The sequence below is a fragment of the Pseudomonas sp. AC112 genome (genome assembly GCF_979253545.1).
The window spans coordinates 5,788,806-5,815,046 of the sequence record NZ_CEEDCM010000001.1 but is presented as its reverse complement, the minus strand read 5'-3'; the positions used below and the strand labels follow the sequence as shown (position 1 = coordinate 5,815,046).

Here is a 26,241-nt window from a genome sequence, read left to right as displayed (position 1 = left end):
GATGAAAATCGTCGCCCTTGAAACCCATATCGTCGCTGTTCCGCCACCCCACATCGGTGGCATGTACTGGCTGTTCGTCAAACTCAAGACCGACTGCGGCATCGAAGGCGTCGGCGAGATCTACGCTGCCACCTTCGGCCCCAAGGCCATGCTGCCAATCGTCGAGGACGTGTTCGAGCGTTACCTGCTCAACCACGACCCGCACCATATCGAGCGTTTCTTTCGCCAGGCGTATTCCAGCGGCTTCACCCAACGCCCGGACCTGACCATGATGGGCGTGGTCAGCGGCCTGGAAATGGCCTGCTGGGACATTATCGGCAAGGCCGCCAACAAGCCCGTCTACGAGCTGCTCGGCGGCAAGGTCAACGAGCGCCTGCGTTCCTACACCTACCTGTACCCGGTCAACAGCAAGGGCGAGTACGACTACGACGACCCGGACCTGGCCGCCGAGTGCGCCATCGAGAACATGAACAAAGGCTTCACCGCCGTGAAGTTCGACCCGGCAGGCCCGTACACCGCGTATTCCGGCCACCAGATCTCGCTGGAAGTGCTGGAGCGCTGCGAGACGTTCTGCCGCAAGATCCGCGAAGCGGTGGGCGACAAGTGCGACCTGCTGTTCGGCACCCATGGGCAGATGGTGCCTTCGTCGGCGATCCGCCTGGCCAAGCGCCTGGAGAAATACGACCCGCTGTGGTTCGAAGAGCCCGTGCCGCCTGGCCAGGAAGACGCCATGGCCCAGGTCGCGGCCAAGACCAGCATCCCGATTGCCACCGGCGAACGCCTGACCACCAAGTATGAATTCTTCAAGCTGCTGCAGGCGGGCGGGGCGTCGATCCTGCAGATGAACGTGGCGCGCTGTGGCGGGCTGCTGGAGGCCAAGAAGATCGCGAGCATGGCCGAGGCCTACTACGCGCAAATCGCGCCGCACTTGTACAACGGGCCGATTGGCGCGGCGGCGAGTTTCCAGCTGGCCACCTGCACGCCGAACTTCCTGATCCAGGAAAGCATCATGACCTGGGGCGGTTTCCATGCCGAAGTCCTGACCAAGCCGCTGCACTGGGAGGACGGCTACATCATCCCGTCCACCGAGCCAGGCCTGGGCGTGGAACTGAACATGGACGTGGTGCGCAAGCACACGCCGTACATCGGTGAGCGCCTGCACCTGCAAATGGCGCCGACCCCGGCTGACGTGAAAGACACTTCGCCCGCCAAGGGCTAAAAAAAACGACTGATGCGGTAACCGTGAATGACATATGACTACATCATCGCCGGCGCTGGCGCCGCAGGCTGCATCCTCGCCAACCGGTTGTCCGCCTCGGGCGAACACTCCGTGTTGTTGCTGGAAGCCGGCGGCAAGGACAGTTCCTGGTGGTTCAAGATCCCGGTCGGTTTCGCCAAGATGTATTACAACCCGACCTTCAACTGGATGTACTACAGCCAGCCGCAAAAACAGTTGGCGGGCCGCAAGATCTACGCGCCACGCGGCAAAGTGCAGGGCGGCTCGGGCTCGATCAACGCGATGATCTACGTGCGCGGCCAGGCCCATGACTTCAATGACTGGGCTGCCAATGGCAACGACGGCTGGGGCTTCAAGGACGTGCTGCCGTACTTCCGCAAGCTGGAGAACCACCCGCTGGGCGATACCGAGTACCACGGCGGCAGCGGTCCCATCAGCATTACGCCGATGAAGGGCCAGACCCACCCGATCTGCGACGTGTTCCTCAAGGGCTGCGAGCAACTGGGTTATGCCCACAGCGATGACTTCAACGGCCCGAACTTCGAAGGCGCGGGCCTGTATGACGTCAACACCCGCAATGGCGAACGCTGTTCCAGCAGCTTTGCGCACCTGCACCCGGCGCTGGGGCGCCCGAACCTGACGGTGGAGCTGCACGCCTTGGTGGACCGCGTGCTGTTCGACGACCAGCAGCGTGCCACCGGCATTGCCGTCACCCAACACGGCGTGGCCCGCACCTTCACCGCGCGCAAGGAAGTGATCCTGTGTGCCGGCGCGGTCGACACGCCGAAGATCCTGCAACTGTCCGGCGTGGCCGACCAGAAGCTGTTGGCCGAGCACAACATCCCGCTGGTCAAGCACCTGCCGGCCGTGGGTGAAAACCTTCAGGACCACCTGTGCGCCAGTTACTACTACAAGGCCAATATCCCGACGTTGAATGACGAGCTCAGTTCGTTGTTCGGCCAACTGAAACTCGGCCTCAAGTACCTGCTGACCCGCAAGGGCGCGCTGGCGATGAGCGTCAACCAGGCCGGTGGGTTCTTTCGCGGCAACGATGAGCAGAAGGACCCGAACCTGCAGCTGTACTTCAACCCGCTGTCGTACCAGATCCCGAAAAACAACAAGGCCAGCCTCAAGCCCGAGCCGTATTCCGGCTTCCTGCTGTGCTTCAACCCCTGCCGGCCGACCAGCCGCGGCACCATCCGTATCGCCTCGAAGAACCCACGGGACGCGGCTTTGATCGACCCCAACTACCTGAGCACCCAGAAGGACATCGACGAGGTGATCCAGGGCAGCCGGTTGATGCGCAAGATCATGCAGGCACCGGCGCTCAAGAGCATCACGGTCGATGAGGTATTGCCCGGCAAAGCGGTGCAGACCGATGAGCAGATGCTGCAATACTTCCGCGAAAACAGCGGCTCGATCTACCACCTGTGCGGCTCCTGCGCCATGGGCTCGGACCCGCAGGTATCGGTGGTGGACAAGCGCCTGAAGGTGCACGGGCTGGCGGGGCTGCGCATCGTCGATGCATCGATCTTCCCCAACGTAACCTCGGGCAATACCCATGCGGCAGTATTGATGGTGGCAGAGAAGGGTGCCGACCTGATCCTGGAGGATGCCCACTGACGCTTGTAGGAGCCCGGCTTGCCGGCGATGGCGCCTTCGACTCCTGCGCTGACCTTAACCACGCCATCGCCAGCAAGCCGGGCTCCTACAGAAACTGCCGGGCCAGACCCCGCGCATTCAGACCTGAAACCCGCACCCCGTAGGAGCCGGCTTGCCGGCGAAAAACCCCAACACCGCCGCGCTTGCCCTGATACCCCACGTCTTCGTTAAAGTGCGTCACCAGCCGCGCAGGCGTTCCCACACCTGTTGGTCGCCATTGTCTAAAAACGCGTGGTAATGCCCAAACTGGGTTCCGGTGGCGCACGCATGGTTGGGCAGGATGCGCAGCCGTGTACCCAAGGGAAATTGCGCGACCACGTCCTGGTCCTGGACGTGCGCCACGCCATGCTCCTGATTGGCGCTGTTCAACAGCAACCCCTGGATCGGCGTTCCGCGCTCATCACAGATCTGGCCGTAGCTGAAGTCGTTTTTCTGCGCTTGCGTACCGCGATCCCGGCTCATGGCCATCCAGCCGGCATCCGTGATGATCCAGCCTTTTTCCGGCTGATGGCCGATTACGGTGGTCAGCACGCTCAAGGCCAGTTCGTCGAGGCGGCATACGCCGATGTTGTGCATCACCAAATCGAAGAACGCATACACGCCGGCACGCAACTCGGTCACGCCCTCCAGGCTCACCGCCGACAGCGCGGTAGGCGTGGAGCCGACGCTGACCTGGGCGCACGCCATCCCGGCTGCGCGAATACGCTCGGCCGCTTCAACGCAGCGTGCGCGCTCCAGTTCGGCGATGGCTTGCAAGGCTTCAGGCGTATCCAGCCCGTAGCTCTCACCGGCATGGGTGAGCACGCCGACCAGGCTGTCGCCCAGCAGTCGGGCAACCTCCAGCAGGCGTGGATCCTGTGGCTTGACCCCGGACCGATGGCCGTCGCAATCAATCTCGATCATCACCGCAAAGGTTTCGCCATGCGCCCGACCGAAATCGACAATGGCCTGGGCGCCGGCGAGGCTGTCGGTGATCAGCGTCAGGGCGCAACCCCGGCGACGCAGCGCCAGGGCCTGGGGCAGTTTGTGCGGGGCCATGGCCACGGCATAGAGGATGTCAGTGATACCCAGGTCAAAAAAATACTCGGCTTCTTTCAGTGTCGACACCGTGATGCCGCTGGCGCCCGCGGCGATTTGGGCGGCCACCACTTCGGCGCACTTGTGGGTTTTGACATGGGGGCGCAACTGCACGCCCAGGCCGTTGGCACGCTGTTGCATGCGCTGGATATTGCGCTGCATTTTCACGGTATCAATCAGTGCGGCAGGCGTGTCCAAGGTTGCGGCTCCACAAGAGGGGACAGTGCTGAAATTGACGCCCTGTCCAGGACTGGATATGTTGTCTTGCATGAAAAACACCTCTCCCGACGATACTCATTTGATCAGCCAGCTCGAACAGATTGCCGAGGGCCTGAGCAAGACCTTCAGCCCCTTCTGCGAAGTGGTGCTGCACGACTTGCGCGACCCCCAGCACTCGATCCTGGCCATCCATAACAACCTGTCCGGGCGCACCGCAGGTGACCCGACCACCGAACTGGGCCTGGCGCGGATTGCCGACCCGGATTACCCGCAAGTCATCGCCAATTACCAGAACCAGTTCAGTGACGGTCGCCAGGTCAAGAGCACGTCGATCGGCATCAAGGGCGCCGGCGGCGAGTACGTCGCGGCGTTGTGCATGAACGTCGATCTCTCATTGTTCCGGGGCTTGCAGGGCATGCTGGAGCAGTTCGGCTCGGTCAGCGGCGACAAGCTCATCGAGTCCCTGGACCCTTCGGGCGCCGACGTGATCCGCGCCCGTATCGACCAGTTCGCCGCACGCCTGGCGACCACGCCGCGCGCGCTGAAAACGGCGGATCGGCGTGTGCTCATGCAGGAATTGAAAGACTCGGGCTGCCTGGATATTCGCCGGGCCATGGAAACCGTGGCCTCGCACCTGGGTGTATCGCGTGCGGCGGTCTACACCTACGCCAAGTAGCGCGCCACCGCCTCAATCTCCACCCGATAGCCGTGGTGCAACTCGGGCACCGGCACCACCGCACGGGCAGGGCGGTGGCTGCCCAGTGCGGCGGCGTACACCGCATCGAATGCGGGCCAGTGCTCGACGCCAGCGACGTACACCGTGACCTTCACCAAGTCCTCCGGCCTGCCGCCTGCGGCCCGCAGGATTTCCAACAGATTATTCAGCGCGACCTGGGCCTGTTCGGCAAACGGCGCCGCCAGGTTATGCCGCCCATCCGGGCTCACCGGCAATTGCCCGGAGATATACAGCGTGCCGGCGTGGCCGATCGCCTGGGAATAGTGCCCGGCAGGTGGTGCGGCAGCCGCAGTCTGGATGATGTTCATGAGGCCTCGCTGAGCAGCGCGGCGTACTTGGCGATATCGACGTTGCCGCCGGTGACGATAATCCCCACCCGCTGGCCCTTGAACCGTTGTCCTTCGTTGAGCAGCGCCGCCAGGCCCAGGCAGCCGGTGGGTTCCACCACCATCTTCATGCGCTGCATGAAGAACTTCATCGCCGCCACCAGCTCGGCGTCCGACACGGTGAGGATGTCGTTGACCTTGTCGCGGATGATGGGGAAGGTGTAATTGCCCAAGTGTTGGGTCTGGGCACCGTCGGCGATGGTGGCGGGTGTGTCGATGTGTACGATGCTGCCGCTGCGAAATGAGCGCTGGCCGTCATTGCCGGCTTGCGGCTCCACGCCGTAGAGCAGGCAGTCGGGTGCCAGGGCACGGGTGCTCAGCGCAGTGCCCGAGAGCATGCCGCCACCGCCTAGACCGACGAACAAGGCATCCAGCGGACCGGTGAATTCCAGCAACTCCTTGGCGGCCGTGCCTTGCCCGGCGAGGATGTGCGGATGGTCGTAGGGTGGGATCAGCGTCAGGCCGTGTTCAGTGGCCAGGTCGCGGCCGATCTGCTCGCGGTCTTCGGTAAAGCGGTCATACAGCACCACGCGGGCGCCATAGTCACGGGTGGCGGCGACCTTGGCAGCCGGCGCATCGGTGGGCATCACGATGGTCGCCGGTATGCCCAGCAATTGCGCCGCCAGCGCAATACCCTGGGCATGGTTGCCGGACGAAAACGCTACCACCCCGGCCTTGCGCTGCTGCTCGTCGAAGCGCGACAGCGCGTTGAAGGCACCGCGGAATTTGAATGAACCGGTGCGTTGCAGGTTTTCACATTTGATGAATACCTGGGCGCCGGTCAGCGCGTCGAGGGTGCGCGACGTGAACACCGGCGTCGGGTGGGCAATGCCTTCCAGGCGTTGCGCGGCGTCGATGACGTCTGGGTAAACGGGCGATGGCATGGGCGGACCTCGTTGTCTTGTTCTGGATAAAATATCCATAACAAGACAAGTTGTAAAGATCTGCCTGGGTTCAGTGACCCACCAGTTCCTCAAGCAATTTCTCTTTGTAGCCCTGCAATACCGGCGAGGCGCGGTCCCGAGGGTGGGGCAGGTCGACGCGGATTTCATGCTTGATCCGCCCGGGGTGCGCGTCCATCACAATCACCCGGTCACCGAGGTACAGCGCCTCTTCGATATCGTGAGTGACCATGATCACCGTGCACCGCTGCTGCACCCAGATGCGCTGCAGCTCGCGTTGCAGGTGCACGCGGGTCAAGGCGTCCAGGGCGCCCAGCGGCTCATCCAGTAACAGCACCTTGGGTTTGTTGATCAGCGCCCTGGCAATGGCTGCGCGTTGTGCCATGCCGCCGGAGAGCTGGTGCGGGTAGGCATGCTCAAAGCCGCTGAGGTTGACCAATGCGATATGTTCGACCACCTGGCGATCCTTCTCGGCCTGGGGCAGCGTGTAGTTTTTAAGCGCCAGGGCGATGTTCTGGCTGACGGTCATCCACGGGAACAGGCGATGGTCCTGGAATACGATGCCACGTTCCAGGCTGGTGGCCGCGATGCGTTTGCCGTCCAGCAGAATGTCGCCCTCGTACTCGGCCTCCAGCCCGACAATCAGGCGCAGCAAGGTGGATTTTCCGCAGCCGCTGGCGCCCACGATGCTGACAAACTCGCCAGGGCGCACATCCAGGTGAATATTCTGCAATACCGGCAGGTCGCGGCCTTCGATCCGGTAAGCCTTGTTCAGGCCCCTGATCTGCAGGGCGCCGGTGTGCACATGAGTGGGGTAAGCGATTGCATTCATAGCGGGGCCTTTCAACGGAGGTTGCGCCAGCGCAGCAAGTGGCGGCTCAAACGGGTGAACAACAGGGTCATCAGGTAACCGAGCAAACCGATGCACAGCACGCTGAGCACGATCACCTCCATACGCGAGCCGGCTTCGGCGTTCATCATCAGGTTGCCCAGTCCCGCCCCGGAAGACAGGAACAGTTCACTGCCGATGGCCGTGACCCAGGCAAATGCCAGCGCGTGCAACACCCCGGTGGCGATACTCGGCAGCGCTGCCGGCAGCAGTACCTGGGTGAACTGCTGCAGGGGCGTCAGCGCCAGCACCTGGCCGACTTCACGGTAGCGCCGCTCCACATGGCTGAAGCCCTGGTAGGTGTTGAGCACCATCGGGTAAAACGCCGCAAGGGTGACGATCAACACCTTGGAAAACTCGCCGTTGCCGAACCACATGGCAATCAACGGGATCCAGCCGAGCATCGGCACCTGGCGAATCGAGTGGAACAGTGGGCCGATCAGGCGGTTCGCCACGCTGGACAGCGCCATCAGCACCCCCAGCGTCACGCCGAACAGAATGCCCAGCACCAGGCCGCTGCTGGTGCGCGCCAGGCTGGCGAGCAGGTTGACCAGCAGTTCGCCGTTGCCGAGCATTTCCAGCAACGCGGTGCCAATCGCCGACAATGGTACAAAGGCGTAAGCGCCGGCGGCGTCCTGGCGCGAGGCGTATTCCCAGGCAAGCACCAGCAGCAACGGCAGCAACAGGCCCCGGGCTTTTTTCAATAGAGACAACATCGCAAGGCTCCTAGCGGGTCTGCCAGCGGAAGAGGTGTTGTTCGAGGCGACGAAACCCGTAGTCGAGGGCAAAGCCGATCACGCCCGTGACCACCACGCCAACCATCACCACATCGATACGCAGCATCTGCCGGGCCATCTCGATCATCTGGCCCAGGCCGCTGTCGGCCGCCAGCAGTTCGGTGGCGACCAGCACCACCCAGGCGCGGGTCAGGCTGATGCGAAAACCGGTGATGATCGGCGGCGCGGCGGCGGGCAGCGCCACCAGGCGCACAAAGGTCGGCCAGCGCAGGCGGTAAACGTCGGCCACTTCGAAATAACTGCGCGGGATGCCACGCACACCTTCACCCGCCGCCAAGGCCACCGGGAAGAACGCGGTCTTGGCGACGATGATGATCTTGAAGGTTTCATCGATGCCGAACAGCAGCACGAACATCGGGATCAGCGCGATGCTGGGGATCTGCCGCAAGGTATGGAACAGCGGCCCGCAATACACCTCCACGCTCTTTGACGTGGCCATCAGCACGCCGAACGCCAGGCCACACAACGAGCCGATGCCAAACCCCAGGCCGAGGCGCGACAGGCTATTGCCCAGGTGGTCGAGCAGTTCGCCGCTGGCGAGCAGCTCTTCAAAGGTTTGCAACACCTGGGCCGGAGGCACCAGCAGGTTGCGCGGGAAGATGCCGAGATGGGCCACCAGCGCCCAGGTGGCGAGCAGGGCGAGGGGCGAGATAAGCCAGGAGAGTAGTCGAAGGAGGCGCATGGCAGGTCTTAATTGGGCTAAGTACCTGGCAGCTATCGCAAGACATGTGCCACAAACCGTAGGAGCCCGGCTTGCCGGCGATGAGGCCCCGAGACGGGTGCATAAACAGAGGACGCCATCGCCGGCAAGCCGGGCTCCTACAGGGGGGAATCACAGAAATGGTGAATGGGTGCTGCTACAGCAGCACTCATTCAGCAATCCCCTCAGAAGTCGTAGCTCACACTGGTGTAGTAGAACGCCCCCTGCGCACCCTCCGGGCTGGTGATCGAGTACTTCGGCACGCCGTACAACTGCGCGCCATCGGCCTTGTCCGGATGCGTGTCGAACAGGTTGATCGCGCCCACCGACACCTTCACGCCCTTGTAGAAGGTGTATGACACATCCAGGTCGGTGACCCATTGCGGGCTGTAGGTCTGGTCCAGGCTGGGGTTGGTGGCGTTGAGGCTTTTCCATTCGCCATACCGGCGCTGGGCCACGGTGACGCCCCAGTTTTCATACAGCCAGTTGGCGCTCAGGGTCAGCTTGGAGTCCGGCGTGCCATCCTCGATCAGCCCCTGGGTGTTGCGCCCGACAATTTGCGAGCCCTTGATGTTGCCCACATCGCGCAGGCCGGTGATGGTGGTGTTGTTCTTGGCAAAGCCACTGCTCAGGTTCAGGCGGCCCCAGCGCTGCAGGTCCCACTGGTAGTTGCCGGTCAACTCGATGCCATCGGTGCGGGTGTCGGCGACGTTGGTGTAGAACGCCGCGCTTTGGATGTTGGCGTAGGGCGTGCCGGCGAAGATCGGCGTGACTACGCTGGCGGGCAACTGGTCGGAGAGGGTGATGCGGTTGTCGATGTTGATGCGATAGGCGTCCACCGTCACCGAGGCGTTTTCCAGCGGGCGCCACACCAGTCCCAGGGAATAGTTGGTCGACTCCTCCGGCTTGAGCGCCTTGCCACCGAGTGCCTGGGCTTCCGGGCTGTTGGCGCGCAGCGTGCGTTGCTGCACCTCGACGTAGTTGCCGCTGCCTGGCGGCTGCTCCACCACCTGCACACTGAACGACGACATGCCGCTCTGCACCAGCGATGGCGCGCGATAGCCGGTGCTGGCCGTGGCCCGCGCGGCGATCTGCGGGGTGAAGTCATAACGCAGCGAGAGCTTGCCGTTGGTGGTGTCGCCGAAGTCCGAATAGTGCTCGGTGCGCACGGCCACGCCGGCCTGGAATTTCTCGGTGATCTGGCCTTCCACATCGATGTAGGCGCCCAGCACCTTGCGGTCCAGGGACGCCGCGTCCACCTGGGTGATGCCCGAGTAGTAGCCGGGCACACGTCGTCCGGTGATCGGGTCAACCGTGTTGAACAGCGGCCCGTTCTGCCAACCGGCGGCTTCGCCCGCGCTCAACTGGTAGTTCTCCTTGCGCCAGGCCAGGCCGGCCGACAGGGTCAGCGGCTTGAACAGCAGGTCGGTGGGGAAGTCGCGCACCCAGTCCAGGGTCAGGTTGGTCTGGTCATTTTCGCGTTTGCCGGTGTAGATGCTCGACGGGCTGTTGGCGCCGTAGCTGGGGTTGATCGCGTTGCGGTCGTTGGACTTGAGCGTGTTGTTGCCATGGTTCAACGCCAGGTCGAATTTGCCCAGTTGCTCGTTCTCGAAGCGCAAGCCGCCGGTGACGGCATAGTCTTCCAGCCCGTAGCGGGTGATCGGCAAGCGGCCGTCCGGGTAGCGCGCCAACGCATTGCTGCCGTAGTTGTTGCGCAGGGTCGTGGGCGGGTCGAAGAAACCTTCGGCGTCGGTATTCTTGTGGGCGTAGGTGGCGAAGCCGTAGGCGGTCAGGCCCTCGCCGATCCCGATTTCGCTGTTGGCGACGACGTTGTACTGGTCCGAGACATTGCCCGCGCCCCAGCGCCAGGTGCGGTAGCGGTTGTTCTGCTCGCGCGGCGTGTTCACGCTGGTGTCGCCGGGGTAAAAGATCCGGTTGTCGGGGTTGGTGTCGCTGGCCGGGTCCTGGCTGCCGGCATCGAAACTGAGGGTGAGGAAACCGTCGTTGGGCAGCGCGAAACCTTTCCAGCCGCTGAGTTTGCGCTGGATGCCATCGCCTTTGTCATAGCCGCCGAAGCGGTAGCCGAGGTTACCGCCGTCGTCGTTTTCCTTGAGCACAATGTTGATCACCCCGGCGATGGCGTCGGAGCCATATTGCGCGGCGGCGCCGTCGCGCAGGATCTCGACGCGCTGGATGGCGCTGAGTGGGATCAAGCTTAAATCCACCGCCGCGGCACCACGCCCGTTCACCAGGCTTTGGCGGGTGATGTTGGCGCTGCTGTGGCGGCGCTTGCCGTTGACCAGCACCAGCACCTGGTCAGAGGCCAGGCCCCGCAACGAGGCGCCCTGGGCGATGGAGCCAGCAAACGCTCCCTGGGGCGACTGCGGGAAGTTGAACGACGGTGACAGCGCGGTGAGTGCGCCGGACAGGTCGGTGGCGCCGGTCTGCTGCAATTGCTCGCCAGAGAGCACGTCCACCGGTGCCGCGCTTTGCAAGGCGGTCAGGTCGCTGCGACGGGTGCCGAGGACCACCACGGTGTCGAGGTGATCGTTTTTGGCGGTGGGCTGGTTGTCGTCTGCGCCAAAGGCAGGCACGGCAAGGCTGCCCATGACCAGCGCGATGGCGCCGGCCAACGGAGTGCGTTGGAACATAACTAGGTCCTTTCAGAAACCACCAAACGTGTAGGCGACCGGTATGCCGGCGATGGCGTCCGGATGGGCGATGTATGGCTTCAGTGCCTCATCGCCGGCAAGCCGGACGCCTACAGTGGGTGGTGGTGGGAATTAGAGGTTAGAAGCGGCTGGTCACGCTCAGGCCCACGGTGCGTGGGTCGCCGTAGGTGATCACGTATTGGCCCAGGCCACCGTTTGGCCGGCCATGCACCTGGTAGCGGCGGTCGGTGAGGTTATTGACGAAACCGGTGACGCTGAGTTTTTCGTCCGGGCTGTACCAGGTCAGGCGACTGTTGGCCAAGGTGTAGTGCGGTTGGCTCAGGTCCTTGTCGGCGCTGCTCTGGCGGTCGGCGAGGAAGTATTCCTTGTCACGGAAGCTCACGTCGGCACCGGCCACCAGCTTGCCGCCGATTTCCAATGGGATGGTGTAGTCGCCACCCAGGGACACCACGTTGCGCGGCGAACGCACGAAGCTGTTGCCGCTGTAGTCACCGGTAACCGCACCGGTGCTGGGGTTGATGTTCTTGAAGTCGGTGTATTCGGTGTCGAGGAACGAGATCGCTGCGCGCAGGTGCAGGTAGTCGGTCGGCTGGCCTTCAAGCTCCAGTTCGGCGCCCTTGACCTTGCCCTTGGCCCCATTGGTCAACGCGGTGGTCAGCACACCGTTGTTGACCGTCAGCAGGTTCACCTGAATGTCGGAGTAGTCGTAGTAGAAGATGTTCGCGTTGGCGGTCAGGCGATGGTTGAACCACTCGGATTTCACCCCGAACTCATAGGCATCGAGTTGCTCCGGGTCCACCGTGGTCAACTGCGACAGGCTGGTGGACAGCCCGGTGTTGAACCCGCCCGAACGGAAGCCATGGGCGTAGCGGAAGAACACACGCACGTTGTCGTTGATACGGTATTCCGGGGTCAGGTCGTAGGTCCAGGCTTCCCAAGTCTTGTCTTCCTGACGGTTGCCGTTGGTACCGACGCCGCCCAGCGGGATCAACGGGCCGTTGGCGGTGGCGCGGGTCAGCTGGGTGAGGCTGAGGTCGATGTCTTTCTTTTCCTGGGTCCAGCGCAGGCCACCGGTGACGCTGAAATTGTCAGTGAAGTCGTAGGTCAGGTTGCCGAACAACGCGTAGCTGTCGGTCTTGTGGTCGTAGCTCAGGTCACGGAAATCCGTGGCGCCGTTGATCTGGTTGGAACCGGTGCCATTGGGTGTCGGGCCTGGCTGGATGAAGCGCCCGGCAGTGCTGTCCAGGTCTTCGTGGAAATAGTGAGCGCCCGCCAGCCAGCGCAGGGTTTCCTGCTGGGGCGAGGCCAGGCGGATTTCCTGGGAGTATTGGGTGTATTTGTTGTCGGCGGTGGAGGTGCCGTTGACCTCGTACGGCGTGTAGTCGGCATCGCTGCTGGACTGGCCGCGAATGTAGTCATAGGCACTGATGGACGTCAGCGTGTAGTCGCCCAGGTGCCAATTGAGGGTCAGCGACGTGCCGTCGTGGTCGAGCTTGGAATCGTCCTTGACGTTCAACGCGATATTACGCCCCAGCGGGCGCTGGTAGCCCACGTTGTAATAGCGTCCCAGGGTCAGCGCGCCATTGGCGCCATCACCTTTGAACTCGCGGCTGTGGATCTTCCACAGCGCATCCAGGTCGTCGTTGAGCTGGGCAAAAAACTGCAGGCGCACGGCCTTCTTGTTCACATCGCCGTAGGTGTGATCGTCCACCAGGTTTTTCTGGAAACCATCGCGCTCCTCGGAATACAGCGAGATTCGCGCCGCGAGTTTTTCATCCACCAGCGCGCCACCCAAGGCGCCGCTGAGGATGCGTTCGTTCTTGCTGCCAAAGCCAATCGTGCCGAAGCCGTCGGTGTCGAAAGTCGGCTTCTTCGAGATGATATTCACCGCGCCAGCCGTGGTGTTCTTGCCATACAGCGTGCCTTGCGGGCCGCGCAGGATTTCGATGCGCTCCAGGTCCCAGAGCGGACCGCCACCGGCAATCGGCGCGTTCAGGTACACGTCATCGGCATAGATGCCCACTGGGTAAACCGTGGCGGCGCCGGTATCGCCGGTGCCCAGGCCACGGATGTACCAGCGCGGGCGGCCGTCGCCGTCAGGGTTCTTGGCCGAGGCGTTGGGAATGAAGGTGGTGATATCGCCCATGTTGCGCACGCCATCGGCGACGATATTAGTGCCCTGGACCGCCGAAACCGCCACCGGAACCTCTTGAAGGGTTTGCTCGCGGTGTTGTGCGGTGACGGTCACGGTCTTGAGTGACGGCTCGGTTTTGCTGGTGTCTTCGTCAGCGGCTTGGGCGCCACCGGCAACCAGCAAAGCGAGCCACAAGCCCTTGGTGATTGGATTGATGTTATGCATTGCAGTCTCCCCCGGAAAATGTGTCCTTGAAGGCGGTAGAGCAGAGATCGTGCCAACGGGATTTCAGGGTTGATACAATCTTGCAAGTCATTGAAATTAAATGATATTAAAATGCGCTGTGGCGAAAATAACCCGCCGAAAAAAGGCCTTTGAACAGGCCTGTGGAGCAATCAGCAAAAAGTGCTTGGAGGGTGCTGCTGGAGCAGCAGGGGAGGTGTTGCCTGGCCAACATGGCAGGCACCCGGCTGGCCGGCGTTGGCGGTCTCGAAAACGCCATCGCCGGCCAGCCGGGCTCCTACAAGGGGGGGTGTGTGATGCCAGGGTTAAACGGCAACGCGGGAGGTGGAGCCGATGACTTTTTCCAGCACGCTGAAGTCGATCCAGTCGCGTACATCGAAGCGTCGGGGGATGAAGTGCCAGCGGAACAGGAAGTCGGTGAAATCCTGCAGTGCATCAATCGAGCGTGAGTCGAGGGTGGTGCGCAGACGCCTGTGGGCATCTTCGCCATACGCCGCCGTGACCCAGTACTCGCTGGTATTGAGTTCCTTGGCGAGGAAGCGCCGGGTCTCGTCCGGGTTGGCCCAGGCCCATTGCTCGGTGCGCAGCACGGTGTCGACGATCTTCACGCTGGCGTCGAAATGCTCCGTCAGCAGGTGGGTGTCCACCGTGAGGGTGCGCGGCGTGCCATTGTTGGAGCGGATCAGCGGGTCCGGGTGGGAGCCGGTGTCGACCACCACATGCAGGCCGAACTCGTTGGCCAGGTGCACGGCATGCGCACCCTTGAGGAAGATCGCGTCGATGTCGCCGCGCAACAGGCCGATCAGTTCGTTGTTGCGCCGGCTGAAACGGCTCACGCCCAGGCTGACCTCCGGGCCATACACGTAGGAGGTCTGGTTGTCGCTGTAGGTGCCGCCGTAGGGGTAGTCCACCAGTTCCACATCGGCGACTTCCAGGCCTTCGAGCTTGAGCGCGTTTTCGAGCCCGCGCAGGGCCTGGGCGCGGGTGAAGTCGATCTGCACGTTGGCCCATTTCGGCAGGCCGAAGCGCCGGTTTTTCAGGTCGCGCACGCTCTTCACACCGCTTTCGGCGGTGGTCAGGATCAGTTGCACTTCATCGCTCCACGACAGCCCCAGCACGCGGGTTTCGACACCGCTGGCATAGGCCCAGATTGCCGGGATATTGCCGCCGTGGCGCACCGAATTCTGCAGGTGATGGTCATAGTGGGCTTCGCGTACTTCCCGCTCGGTGGATTCGCGCAGCGATTGGATATTGGTGCCGTAAGGCAGGAAGGCTTCGGCCAGTCGCCCGGATTGCACCGCGATGCCAAGCCCGGTGGGGACCGGGCTGTGGGTGTACCAGAGAGTATCGAGTGGTTTGCTCATAAAATTCTTCGTTCAAATCCATGAAGCCGTCTGTAGGCGCCCGGCGTGCCGGCGATGGCGGTCTTGAACACGCTATCGCCGGCACGCCGGCTCCGACAGGGGGCGGGTTAGCCGGCGAGTGCGGTCTTGTTGTCGAGCAGCGCATTCAGCGGCCGTGCATCGATCCATTCGCGCACATCGAAGGTTTGCGGGATAAAGCGCCAGCGGTGCAGGAAGTCGGTGAAGTCCTGCAATGCCACGATCGCCTGTTCATCCAGTTCGGTACGCAGGCGCAGGTGTGCATCGTCGCCATAGGCGGCGGTCACCCAGTATTCGCTGCTGTTGGTTTCCCGGGCCAGGTAGCGGCGGGTGTCTTCCGGGTGGGTGTGGGCCCATTGCTCGGCGCGCAGCACTGAATCGAGGATGCCGGTGGCCACGTCGAAATGCTTGTCCAGCAGGTTCAGGTCCACTGCCAGTGTGCGCGGCGTGCCATTGTTGCTGCGGATCAGCGGGTCGGGGTGAGCGCCGGTGTCGATCACCGTGTGCAGGCCGAAATCATGGGCGTGCTGCGCCGCGCTGGCGCCCTTGAGGAAGATCGCATCGACTTCGCCGCGCAGCAGGCCGATCAGCTCCAGGTTGCGTTCAGTCACCTGTGCATTGACCGGTGTGCCGGCCACATTGCGCACCGCGCTGTCGCTGAAGGTGCCGCCATAGCTGAAGTTCTTGAGCTTCACATCGCCCACTTTCAAGCCTTCCAGCGACAGCGCATTCTCCAGGCCGCGCAACGCCTGGGCGCGGGTGAAATCGATCTGCGCGCCGGCCCAGTCCGGCAGGCCGAAGGTACGGCCCTTCAGGTCCTTGACGGTCCTGATGCCGCTGTCCTGGCGGGTCAGGATCAGTTGCACTTCATCCGCCCAGGACAGGCCGATCACGCGGGTTTCACGGCCCTGGGCGCGGGCCCAGATCGCCGGGATATTGCCGCCATGGCGCACGGAGTTCTGCAGGGTGTGGTCGAAGTGCGACTCGCGCACCGCCTTGTCATTCGATTCGCGCAGTGACTGCACCTCGGTACCCAGGGCACCGACGGTGTCTTGCAGCCAGCCTTTCTGCACGGCAATGCCCAGGCCGGTGGGAACGGGGCAGCGGGTGTACCAGAGCGTGTCGAGAGGTTGTGTCATCAAGGAATCTCCCCAGCAGTCAGGCGCTGGCTTTCAAGGGTTGGATCGCCGGGCGTTGGTGCACCTGCGGCAAGACTTCCTGGCCAATGCGCAGGGCTTCTTCAAGGTGCGGGTTACCGGCGAGGATAAAGGTCGAGAAACCAGCGTCGCGGTATTCCACCAGGCGCTCGGCGATGTTTTCGTGGCTGCCCACCAAGCCGACGGTCGGACCCGGCTTGGCCTTGGCAAAACCGGCCCACAGGTTGGGGCCGATGATCAGGTCATCAAAGCGGTCGACGTTCTGGTGATAAGCGGTTTGCCGCGCAGCCCCCACTGAATCCGAGCCATTGGTAAAACCCTTGGCGACCGCGCTGGTCTTGCCGTCGAGTTTGTCGAACTGGCGACGCAGGTCTTTCCAGGCCAGCTCTTCGGTCTCGCGGGCGAACAGGTCGACGCGCAGGCCGAAGCGCACGGTGCGGCCTTGCTTGTCAGCCAGTTCGCGTACCCGGTCGATATGCGGCTTGAGCTTGTCGATGGGTTCGGCCCAATTCAGGTACACATCGGCATGCCGGGCTGCCACGCCCAGGGCGGCCTCGGAGAAACCGGAGAAATACACGCCGGGCTTGCGCTCATTGCGCAGGCCGACGGGCAGGGCACCGTTTTCCAGTTGGTAGATATCGCCGTCGTAGGAGAATTTTTCGTTTTCCCAGAGGCCCTGGATGATGTCGAGGAACTCGCCGGTGCGCTTGTAGCGCAGGTCATGTTCGAGAAAGTCGCCATTGGCGCGTTGGCTGGCGGGGTTGCCGCCGGTGATGATGTTCCACTCCAGGCGGCCACGGCTGAGGTTCTGCAGGATCGCGGCCTGTTGTGCGGCGTAGGCGGGCAGGGTCCAGGTGGCCTGGAAGGCGATCAGGAACTTGATGCGCCGGGTTTCCCGGGCGAGCGCGGCGGCGGCGATCCACGGCTCGGGGCCGGTGGGCAGCAGGGCGCCTTCGAAACCGGCGAGTTCGGCGGCCTTGGCGACTTGGGCGATGTAATCGATGTAGGTGAAGTCGTCGGGTTCACCGTTGGGCAGGCGACCTGGGGCGATGTGGCCGGGGCGGTAGTTGGGGTTGCCGCGGTTGTGTTTGTCGGTGGTCAGCTGCGGGCCGTCGGTGCCCAGGGGTAGGCGCCAGAAGAATTCAGTGCTCATGGGTGCTCCTGATTTGAGTCGTGCAGGGGGCTTGGACCTGATTGAAGGGATGCGTGCAACGGGCATGCCATTGGGGTTGGGGGCAATGGTTGCAGGGGGTTGGTGGTGGTTCTGGAGGGAGGGTGCTGCTGTAGCAGCACCTTTGCAGCAGTGGGTGTTTGGGGGGCAGCAGGGGGTGGGGCACATATCCGTTATCTGGGTAACGGCGGGTATGGGTTCCGCCCAGCGTGTTTAACGGGGCGCCTACGATCAAAAGTGAGTGGTTGGATCAAAGGCAGATACGTGTAGGAGCTGGCTTGCCGGCGATGCAGGCGACTCGGTACAGCAGGCTCACCCAGGTGATGCCATCGCCGGCAAGCCGGCTCCTACAGGTTGACCGAGATCGGCTTTCAATATCGGTCGGCTACTAGGCCGCCCCGTTAAACACGCTGGCCGGGGTGAGAGCGGAACCATAAGACGCCATCACCCAAAAAACGGATATGTACTCCAATCCACCCCATCACCTAAAGAACCACCACATCCCCCTCACGCACATGGGCACTGCGCAAATACGTCTGATACAACGCCGCATACGCACCCCCCTGAGCAATAAGCCCCGCATGCGGCCCAAGCTCCACCACCTGACCATGCCTGACCACCGCAATCCGATCCGCATCGCGAATCGTCGCCAATCGATGCGCGATGATGATCGCCGTCCGCCCCTCGCACAGCCGTCGCAGCGCCCGCTGAATCCGGCGCTCGGTATGAATATCCACCGCCGATGTCGCCTCATCCAGCACCAGCACCGCCGGGTCTGCCAGGTACGCCCGCACCAGGCACACCAGTTGCCGCTGGCCGTGGCTCAAATGCGCCCCCAAAGGACCGACTTCGGTGCAGTACTGATGGGGCAAACGCTCCAGCACTTCATCCGCACCCAACTCACGGGCAGCGGCGATCAAGGTCGCGTCGTCGGCCAACGGCGCGGCCAGGCGCAGGTTGTCGAGGATGCTGCCGCTGAACAGCACGTTGTCCTGCAACACCACGCCAACATGGCGGCGCAGGGTGTGCTGGGCCAGGTCGCGCACGTCGATGCCGTCAAGTCGCACCGCGCCGGACTGGGCTTCGTAGAAGCGCGTGAGCAACTGCACCAGGGTGCTTTTGCCATGGCCAGAGGGCCCGACAATCGCCAGCACTTCTCCCGCCGGAATATGCAGGTTGAGGCCGTTGATAACCGGCGCTTGCCCGTAGCTGAAGCCCACGTGGTCAAAATGCACCTCGCCCCGTGCACGTTCCAAGGGACGTGGCTGGGGACGGTCGATAATCTGCGGGGTGGTATCGAGCAGCAGGAAAATCCGCTGCGCCGACGCCGAGCCGGTGGCGTAGCGCTCGAACAGGTCCGACAATTCCTGCAACGGCCCCAGGAACAGAAACACATAGAACAGGCTTTCCGCGACCTGGCCGACACTCACTTCGCCCGCTGCCAGCCCGTACGCGCCCACCAGCAGCAACACTGCAATCCCCGCCGAGCTGAGCAGTGCCGTGAACGGGGCAAACCACGACGAGCGCAGGCTGCCGCGAATCAGCGCCTGGTTGAAGTCATCCAGCAGCACGCGATAACGCCGCAGGTTCGGTGCTTCCTGGGCGCACTGTTGCAGCAGGCGCGCGCCGCTGACGCTTTCCACCAGGTGGGCGGTAAAGCGACTGCGGTTTTCCGCGACCTTGGCCCAGTTGCGCTGGGAGATACGCTTGAAGCTCCAGGTGGCGAGCACCAGCAGCGGCACTGTTGCTACCAGGCTCAAGAAGAACCGTGGATCGATGCGCCACAGCATCACGGCGGCCAGGCCGCAGCGCAGCAGAGCGCCGAGCAGTTCCGGTGGGCCCTGGATCACCAGCGGTTCCAGTGCGTCAACGTCGCGGTCGACCCGGGAAATGATGCGCCCGGCGCGGGTCTGGTCGAAGTAGCCCACGCTCAGGCTTTGCACATGGGCGAACACCTGCACGCGCAGGGCGTTCAGCACGCGGATCGCCGCGCCGCCTGCCACGAATTGCGAGACGCCGGCCAGCAGGAAGCGCACCAGCCAACTCGCTGCGAGGCCGAGGCCCAGCCACAGCACCAGGCGCTCGTCCAGCAGCCAGTGGTCGGCCTGTTGAATCAGCCCCCGATCCAGCAGCTCACGCACGAACCACGGCCGCAGGAACACGGTAAAGACCAGCAGGATTTCGATGCCGATCACCGCCACAATCTGCCGACGGATTGGCCGTAGCAAGGGCAGCAGCCGCTTGAACATGCTGCGGTCCAGGGCTTTCTTGGCCAGCATTTCTTCGATTTCGATATCGCTCAAGGCTTTGCCTGGCAGTGGGTTAGCCATGGTCGATCCCCAGCAGGTCGCGGTAATGCGCATGGGTGGATTGCAGGTCGGTGTGACGGCCGTGAGCGGTGATCCTGCCGTCGTCCAGCACCAGCACGCGGTCGGCCAACAGAATGGTCGAGAGCTTGCTGGAGATCACCAACACTGTGGTGCCGTGCAGTTGTCGCAAGTTATTCAGCACCTGGCGTTCGCTGATCGCGTCAAGGGCGCTGGTGGCGTCATCCAGGCACAGGATGTCCGGGGAGCCCAGCAGCGCGCGGGCCAGGCACAGGCGTTGGCGCTGGCCGCCGGACAAGGTCACGCCACGGTCGCCCAACGGGGTTTCCAGGCCCTGGGGCAGGCGCTGCAACACGTCTTCGGCAGCGGCCAGGTGCAAGGCTGCACGCAACTGTTCGTCTGTAGCTGCGGGGGCGGTCAGGCGCAGGTTGGCGGCGAGGGTGCCGGCGAACAGGAAACTTTCCTGGGGCACCACGTGCACGCGTTGGCGTAGCGGGCCGAGCTGCAGGTCGCGAATGTCCTGCCAGCCGTTGGCATCCGAACCCAGCAACAAGCGCCCGGCGGTCACATCGCTGAGGCGCGGCAACAGGCTGGCCAACAGGCTTTTGCCAGTGCCGGTGGCGCCGACCAGTGCGACGATTTCACCGGGCTGCAAGGTCAGCGAGCAGTCATGCAGAATGTCGCGGCCACCCCCCGGAGCCGACACGCTGACATGCTCCAGCTTGAGCCCCAGCGGGCCAGCGGGCAGGGCGCCATTGCCGCTGAGGATCGCCGAGGGCGCATCGAGCAGTTGCCAGATACGTTCGGCACTCGCACGCGCGTCGGCAAAAGTCTGCATGACCCGGCCGATACCTTCGATCCGAAACACCAGCGTGGTGGCGATCAGCAGCGAGGTGACCAGTTCGCCAATCCCCAGTTGCCCGGCGGCGACCAGGTGCGCGCCGTACACCAGGATCCACACATGGCCCAGGGCAACCACGGCCTGAGGCAGCGGAATGCGCGAGCTGGAATACGCCAGGGCCTGGCGGGCCAACGAGGCGAATACCGTGACCTGATCGGCAAAGCCCTGGATCCGCTGCTGTTCCAGGCCAAATGACTTGATCACGCGCACGCCGCCAATGCCTTCGCTGAGGTCTTGGTTAACGCGGTCATAGGCGCTGCCGACCGCACGGTCCAGGCTGACCAGGCGCTCGGTCTGGCGCACGAAAATCCACAGTCCGGTGACTGTCAGCAGCAAGGGCACCAGCCCCAGCAGTAGGTCATACCAGCCCAACAGGCCGACGGTGGCGAGCACCACCAGCGGGGTTTCCACCAGTTGCCGCCAGAAGGTGATCAAGGCGTCGCGAACCTTGTCGGCGTCGCGGGTGGTGCGCGTGATCATCTCGCCCATGCCGTGCTGCCAGTGATACCCCAGGTGCAGGCTTTGCACCTGGGCCAGAATGCGTTCGCGCAGGCGCGTCAGCAGCGCCTGGCTGATCACCAGCGACAGCACACTGGCGATGTATTGCAGTACGCCGCGTCCCACCGCCACGGCGAGCATCAGCGCCAGCCAGTACCAGCCGAGGCTGGCATCCAGGCTGCCGTCAGGCGCATGGACGACTGCGCGGCCGGCACTCACGTCATTCACGGCGTGGCCGATCAGCCATTGCTGCCAGACCAGCCCCAGGTTGATCGCCACGTACAGCGCCGCCACCAGCGCGAACCGCCAGGGCATTTCCCGGTAGATCGCCAGGCTGCGTAAAAGAGGGTGTTGTTCAATCATGAAAAGCTCGTAGGCATAAACGGGAGGATGCCGAACCGGTAGGAGCCCGGCACGCCGGGCTCCTACCGTTAGGGTTTTATGTGCGGGTGGCGCCTTGGGTTTCCTTGGCATTCAGGATCGCGGTGTATTCGCCCGGGTCCACCCCGTTGAGGTAGTAGTTGCCCACGTGGTGCAAACGCCAGCGGATCGGGTCATGGGTGGTGTGCACCCGCGCGTTGCGCCAGAAGCGGTCCAAGTTCCATTTGCTCAGCGACGAACTGGCCCCCAGCAACGAGAAGATATCGCTGGAAATCTTCAGCGAAGCGCTGTCGGAATGCGCACGCGCGGTGGCGACCGAGAGGATCAACGCGTCCTGCAGTTCTTTGTTCTCCGGGTCCAACTCATGGGCATCAAACACCCGCGCGGCGTCGCGCAGCAGCGATTCGGCAGCACGCAGGGCCACTGCGTATTCGCCGATCTGCTTGATGATGTGCGGCTCTTCGTTGGCATGGTCGACGCCACTTTCCACCCACGGCCGTGCGTTGTGCTTGAGGTAGTCGACGGCGGCGGCCAAGGCGCCGGCGGCGATGCCGGTGTCGATGGCGGCGTGGAGGATCTGCGGGAACGTCAGCCCGGTACGTTTCATTGGGCCTTTGCGACGCGATACGTAGTCTTCATCCAGCACGATATTGTCAAAATTCACCGTGCCGCTGACCGAGTTCTTCTGGCCGAAAGCGGCCCAGTCATCCACCAGCGTGAGGCCTGGGGTATCGCGGTTGAGCAATACACCCGCACCGCCGTCGTCCGAGGCAGCGGTGAGCGAGATCCATTCGGCCAGGTAAGAACCGGTGGAGTAGAACTTGCTGCCATTGAGCACCAGCGCGCCGTCCTCGCGGCGTTCGACGCGGGTCTTGAGCGCGAACTTATTCTTGCCGCCGACTTCGGCCAGGGCGTTGCCGAAGCGCTTGCCGGCCAGCACATCACTGACCAGTCGATCACGCACCGCGTCTGGGTAGCCGTTGAAAATCCCGCGCAGCATCACGTTGTGGATCTGCAGCAGTTGGCCGACGCCACCATCGGCCACCGAGATAATCCGTACGGTCTCGACGATGGTCTGCACTGAAGCTCCCAGCCCGCCAAAGGCTTTCGGCACGCCGATAGCGGTGATGCCGCTTTCGGATAACAGCTGTGCCTGGCGCCACGGCAGCTGGCCGTTTTGCTCGGGGTCGGCGGCGATGGCGGCGATCTCCACCGCGATCTCCTTGGCCGCGGCGATGGCCTCGGCTTCACTGTGCAGTTGGCGTATAGGCGCCTGTTCAAACGTAGTCATGCATTCATCCTTCTGTTTTGATTCGCATCCTGTAGGAGCCCGGCTTGCCGGCGATGGCGTTTTCAAGAACGCCATCGCCGGCAAGCCGGGCTCCTACAAGGGGTTGCGGTGTTGGAATGGGCTTGAGCAAGTTCCAAGCCAATGTGAAAAGCCATGCTGTACAGGGGCTGCGCAGGCTCGGGTGCTGCTGGAGAAGCAGCTCGAGCAAGTGGCTGCTGGCGCAGCAACAGTGCTGTTGGCAGGTCAGCAGTCGCCTGCTCCAGCAAGCACCAATACCCTTGTAAACCGGGGGGCGCGCCGATTGGCACGGCCTCTGCAATAGCACCCTCCACTGACTTGCCCAATTCAATGGAGCTGCCCATGACCCTTTCCGCTGTCCTGCCCACGCCCGAGCTTGAGCAGATCTGGTTTACCCGCTGCCCGGTGCCGACGGCATCCGGCATCGCCTACAAGCTGGGGTGGTTGACCGAAGAGTTCGCGCCGGACGGCTTGCCCGTGTCGACGTTGCAGGAGGCTCGCCAGCTGGGCCGTCATCACTACGATCACGACCTGCCTGGGCTGTTTCGCGAAGGCGGCAACGTCCCGGCCCTGGCCGCCCGCGCTGCCGGTGCGCCAAGCCGGCTGATCGGCCTGACCTGGATCGAAGAATGGCAAACCATCCTTGTGCGTCCGGACTCCGGCATCACCCGCTCCGAAGACTTGAAAGGCAAGCGCCTGGCCCTGCCGGCCTGGGGTGACAGCCGCCCCGGCAGCATCGCTCGCGCCATGAGCCTGCACGGCTACAAGGGCGCGCTGAGCCTGGCGGGTCTTGGGTTCGACGATGTCGAGCTGGTGGAAGTGGCGTTGCAGGACCAGTCCCAAGCCCCGGACCCGCAACAGGGCCTGCAACGCCTGTGGTCGGGCCTGGATTACCTAGTGCGCGGCGAGGTGGACGCGGTGTACGTCAAGGGCGCGTCGGCAGCGGACGCCGCGCGGCGCCTGGGGCTGGTGGTGGGCATCGACCTGGACCTGATCGCCGAGCCGCGCTATCGCATCAACAACGGCACGCCACGGCCGATCACCGTGCACCAGAGCCTGCTGGACAACCACTTTGACCTGGTGGTGCGCTTTCTCGCGCAAACCCTCAGTGCGGCCGAGTGGGCGGCGAACAATCGCGACGGCCTCAACGCCATCCTCGAAGAAGAAACCCGCGCCGGCAGCGCCGGGGTGGCCGAAGCCTATCGCGGGGATTTCCACACCACCCTGGCGCCGGACCTGTCGGCCCAGCGCCTGGATTTCCTCGGCACCCAAAAAGAATTTCTTTACCTGCACGGCTTCCTGGAGCGCGATTTTTCCATCGCCGACTGGGTCGATCCGCGCCCTCTGCAAGCCGCCCATGAACTGTTGGCCAAACGCCGCGCCTGAACCTGGAGAACTCCCATGACTGCCATTGTCCACGCTCAACCCATCAGCCTCGAACTGCAGGCCTTTGTCGACAAAGTGCTGCTGGAGGCCGAAGAGGCTTTCACCGTATTCCGTGAAACCAACACCATTACCGCCAACGGCACCGTTGGCTTTATCGAGCGCGTCCCCGGCCAGGAGTTGCTGGTGTCGGTGAACTACGGCGGCCCGTGGAACTACCGCAAACCGCTGCAAGCCACGGTGACCGACTTTGCCGGCAACGTCATCCTCGGCAAGGGCAAGGGGGGCCTGGGCCGCTACACCAAGCTGTTCCAGCAGCACGCCGACGTGACCACCGTGTCCCATGTGCACTCGCCGTACCTGGGCGCCTGGGCCCAGACCCATCGCACCTTGCCGTTCCACTACGTACCGGTGCAGCGCTACCAGTTGGCGCGGGAACTGCCGGTGTACATCGACCGCCGCCAGCAGGAAGTGGACTTCATCCTCGACAAGATCGCCGAGAACCCCTTCAACCTGGCAATCCTTGAAGCCAACGGCGGCTCCACTGTGTGGGGCAAGCAAGGGCTGCGCGCCACCGCGGAATTCATCCTGTTGCTGGAGGAGGGCGCACAGCTGCAATTGCTCGCGGATGCGCTGGGTGGCTCCCGCGCTTATGGACCGGGCGTACTGACCCAGCAGTGGAAGATGAGCGGGTTGTTCGAGCAGGCCACCGCGCTGGGCCTTGTACCCGCTATCGACCGCAAAAACTAAACACACCGCGAACCCCTTGTAGGAGCCGGCTTGCCGGCGATGGCGGCGGTACATCCAACATTGATGTTGCCTGATGCACCGCTATCGCCGGCAAGCCGGCTCCTACAGGGATGGCGATATATTCAAGGATGTTTGTCATGGCTGTAAAAATTCTCTGGTACCTCACTACGCCTGACGGACCTTATCCATGGGAACCCGAAGGCCGCTGGACAACCGACTTTCAACACCTCAAGCAACTCGCGGTCGCCAGCGATCGCCTCGGCTACTACGGCTCGTTGCTCGGCTCCAGCCCGAATGAAAGCCTGGCCGTGGCCGCTTCGCTGATCGACGCCACCGAGCGCCTGCGCTTCCTGGTGGCGCAACACCCGGGCGAGCTGTCGCCGGCGGTATTGGCCAAGTGGGCACTCACGGTTGACCAGTTCTCCAACGGCCGCCTGCTGTTCAACGTGGTCAACGGCAACGACGCCGGCCTGGCCACCCTGGGGGTGCATTACCCGCATGACGAACGTTATGCGTTCAGCCTCGAATACTGGCGCGCATTCCAGGGCTTCTACGCCGGCGACACGCGCGGTTATGACGGCCAGTACGTCAAGCTTGCCCCGCGTTCGCCCGGCGCGGCCAGCCATCCCCTTGGCGGTTGGCATCCGCCTTACCAGAAACCCGGGATTCCCTTGTGGGGCGCCGGCACATCGGGGCCTGGCGTCGAGCACTCGGTGCAGTTGCTGGACGTGTACCTGAGCTTCGCCAATACCCCGCCGAAACTTGGCGACAAGTTCCGCAAGGTTGCCGCCGAAGCTGCCAAGATTGGCCGCGAACTGACCTTCGGCACCCGCCTGCAGATCATCGTGCGCGAGACCGAGGAGGAAGCCTGGGCCCACGCCGAGAAACTGCTGCAACGTACTTCGCTGCAGACCGCGCGCAACGCCATTGAGCGCCAGTTGCCAGCGGGCGTGAGCTTCGAGGATTTCCACAGCGACGACCCGCAAACCCAGCGCAATGTCGAGACCCTTCGAGCCGGGCGCCTGCCCACAGCGCGCGAACTGGAGATCTACCCCAACGTGTGGCTCGGCCCGAGCCTGTTCGGCTTCAACATCCTCGGCCCGGCCGCTGGCACCTACCTGGTGGGCAGTGCCGAGCAGGTCGCCGAGCGCATCCGCGAATATGAAGCCCAGGGCACCTCGGCGTTCATCCTCTCCGGCTTCCCGCTGATCGATGAAGCCCACCGCGTGGCCGACCTGCTGTTCCCACTGCTGGACCTCGACCACGGTTTCGACGTACCGCGCCTGGGCGTGACTCACAAGGCTGCACAGCGCGAAGAGGCTTGAGTG

The 26,241-nt window shown here is 63.4% G+C and carries 20 protein-coding genes; 6 read left to right on the top strand and 14 right to left on the bottom strand.

Features of this window, described 5'->3' with window-relative positions:
* Position 1 precedes the first annotated feature (1 nt).
* Both AC0IYN_RS27045 and AC0IYN_RS27040 read left to right on the top strand, forming a co-directional pair.
* Positions 2 to 1,219 carry a mandelate racemase/muconate lactonizing enzyme family protein gene (locus AC0IYN_RS27045; RefSeq protein ID WP_471844159.1) on the top strand — a complete coding sequence of 406 codons (1,218 nt, stop codon included), beginning with the start codon at positions 2 to 4 and terminating at the stop codon, positions 1,217 to 1,219.
* 27 nt (positions 1,220 to 1,246) lie between these two features.
* Positions 1,247 to 2,860, top strand: a complete 1,614-nt coding sequence (locus AC0IYN_RS27040; protein WP_471844157.1) for a GMC family oxidoreductase — start codon at positions 1,247 to 1,249, stop codon at positions 2,858 to 2,860.
* A 216-nt stretch (positions 2,861 to 3,076) separates the two neighbouring features.
* Here the strand turns inward: AC0IYN_RS27040 and AC0IYN_RS27035 are convergent, their stop codons facing one another.
* Positions 3,077 to 4,174 (bottom strand): DSD1 family PLP-dependent enzyme, encoded by a 1,098-nt coding sequence (locus AC0IYN_RS27035; RefSeq protein ID WP_471844156.1) that lies wholly within the window; start codon positions 4,172 to 4,174, stop codon positions 3,077 to 3,079.
* A 70-nt stretch (positions 4,175 to 4,244) separates the two neighbouring features.
* On the opposite strand from AC0IYN_RS27035, the gene AC0IYN_RS27030 reads away from it, so the two are divergent.
* Entirely contained in the window at positions 4,245 to 4,871 is a 627-nt protein-coding gene (locus AC0IYN_RS27030; protein ID WP_471844154.1) for a helix-turn-helix transcriptional regulator, read from the top strand.
* Here the strand turns inward: AC0IYN_RS27030 and AC0IYN_RS27025 are convergent.
* The 13 genes from AC0IYN_RS27025 to AC0IYN_RS26965 all read right to left on the bottom strand — a co-directional run bounded on the left by AC0IYN_RS27025 (position 4,859) and on the right by AC0IYN_RS26965 (position 22,762).
* Positions 4,859 to 5,239, bottom strand: coding sequence for a RidA family protein (locus AC0IYN_RS27025; RefSeq protein ID WP_078048236.1), 381 nt, complete (start codon positions 5,237 to 5,239; stop codon positions 4,859 to 4,861). The two genes, AC0IYN_RS27030 and AC0IYN_RS27025, sit on opposite strands and share 13 nt — an antisense overlap.
* Positions 5,236 to 6,201: a threo-3-hydroxy-L-aspartate ammonia-lyase gene (locus AC0IYN_RS27020; RefSeq protein WP_471844152.1), complete on the bottom strand. Its 966-nt coding sequence runs from the start codon at positions 6,199 to 6,201 to the stop codon at positions 5,236 to 5,238. Before AC0IYN_RS27020 ends, AC0IYN_RS27025 begins: the two co-directional genes overlap by 4 nt.
* Before the next feature lie 70 nt (positions 6,202 to 6,271).
* Positions 6,272 to 7,051, bottom strand: coding sequence for an ABC transporter ATP-binding protein (locus AC0IYN_RS27015; RefSeq protein ID WP_406599209.1), 780 nt, complete (start codon positions 7,049 to 7,051; stop codon positions 6,272 to 6,274).
* An 11-nt stretch (positions 7,052 to 7,062) separates the two neighbouring features.
* Complete coding sequence (locus AC0IYN_RS27010) at positions 7,063 to 7,824, bottom strand: ABC transporter permease (RefSeq protein ID WP_252994101.1); 762 nt, start codon at positions 7,822 to 7,824, stop codon at positions 7,063 to 7,065.
* A gap of 10 nt (positions 7,825 to 7,834) precedes the next feature.
* The gene (locus AC0IYN_RS27005) at positions 7,835 to 8,587 is read right to left on the bottom strand and encodes an ABC transporter permease (protein WP_252994102.1); all 753 of its coding nucleotides are present in this window, start codon (positions 8,585 to 8,587) and stop codon (positions 7,835 to 7,837) included.
* A gap of 203 nt (positions 8,588 to 8,790) precedes the next feature.
* On the bottom strand, positions 8,791 to 11,256 hold the full coding sequence (locus AC0IYN_RS27000) for a TonB-dependent receptor plug domain-containing protein (RefSeq protein ID WP_406599210.1): 2,466 nt from the start codon (positions 11,254 to 11,256) through the stop codon (positions 8,791 to 8,793).
* Between the two features lie 139 nt (positions 11,257 to 11,395).
* Positions 11,396 to 13,636, bottom strand: coding sequence for a TonB-dependent receptor (locus AC0IYN_RS26995; RefSeq protein WP_406599211.1), 2,241 nt, complete (start codon positions 13,634 to 13,636; stop codon positions 11,396 to 11,398).
* Between the two features lie 323 nt (positions 13,637 to 13,959).
* The gene (locus tag AC0IYN_RS26990; protein WP_078048243.1) at positions 13,960 to 15,018 is read right to left on the bottom strand and encodes an ABC transporter substrate-binding protein; all 1,059 of its coding nucleotides are present in this window, start codon (positions 15,016 to 15,018) and stop codon (positions 13,960 to 13,962) included.
* Positions 15,019 to 15,125: 107 nt separating this feature from the next.
* Positions 15,126 to 16,175, bottom strand: coding sequence for an ABC transporter substrate-binding protein (locus AC0IYN_RS26985; RefSeq protein ID WP_078048244.1), 1,050 nt, complete (start codon positions 16,173 to 16,175; stop codon positions 15,126 to 15,128).
* 19 nt (positions 16,176 to 16,194) lie between these two features.
* Positions 16,195 to 17,346: an LLM class flavin-dependent oxidoreductase gene (locus AC0IYN_RS26980; protein WP_406599213.1), complete on the bottom strand. Its 1,152-nt coding sequence runs from the start codon at positions 17,344 to 17,346 to the stop codon at positions 16,195 to 16,197.
* Positions 17,347 to 17,849: 503 nt separating this feature from the next.
* The gene (locus AC0IYN_RS26975) at positions 17,850 to 19,694 is read right to left on the bottom strand and encodes an ABC transporter ATP-binding protein (RefSeq protein WP_406599214.1); all 1,845 of its coding nucleotides are present in this window, start codon (positions 19,692 to 19,694) and stop codon (positions 17,850 to 17,852) included.
* Positions 19,687 to 21,453: an ABC transporter ATP-binding protein gene (locus AC0IYN_RS26970; RefSeq protein ID WP_471844147.1), complete on the bottom strand. Its 1,767-nt coding sequence runs from the start codon at positions 21,451 to 21,453 to the stop codon at positions 19,687 to 19,689. The genes AC0IYN_RS26975 and AC0IYN_RS26970 overlap by 8 nt, the downstream gene beginning before the upstream one ends.
* A 76-nt stretch (positions 21,454 to 21,529) precedes the next feature.
* Positions 21,530 to 22,762, bottom strand: a complete 1,233-nt coding sequence (locus AC0IYN_RS26965; RefSeq protein WP_406599217.1) for an acyl-CoA dehydrogenase family protein — start codon at positions 22,760 to 22,762, stop codon at positions 21,530 to 21,532.
* A gap of 360 nt (positions 22,763 to 23,122) precedes the next feature.
* On the opposite strand from AC0IYN_RS26965, the gene AC0IYN_RS26960 reads away from it, so the two are divergent.
* The 3 genes from AC0IYN_RS26960 (at position 23,123) to AC0IYN_RS26950 (ending at position 26,238) form a co-directional block, all read left to right on the top strand.
* Complete coding sequence (locus AC0IYN_RS26960; protein ID WP_406599776.1) at positions 23,123 to 24,166, top strand: ABC transporter substrate-binding protein; 1,044 nt, start codon at positions 23,123 to 23,125, stop codon at positions 24,164 to 24,166.
* A gap of 15 nt (positions 24,167 to 24,181) precedes the next feature.
* Positions 24,182 to 24,913, top strand: a complete 732-nt coding sequence (locus tag AC0IYN_RS26955) for a class II aldolase/adducin family protein (protein ID WP_078048251.1) — start codon at positions 24,182 to 24,184, stop codon at positions 24,911 to 24,913.
* Positions 24,914 to 25,050: 137 nt separating this feature from the next.
* A complete protein-coding gene (locus AC0IYN_RS26950; RefSeq protein ID WP_100490860.1) occupies positions 25,051 to 26,238 on the top strand; it encodes an LLM class flavin-dependent oxidoreductase in 1,188 nt (395 codons plus the stop codon).
* Positions 26,239 to 26,241: the final 3 nt, after the last annotated feature.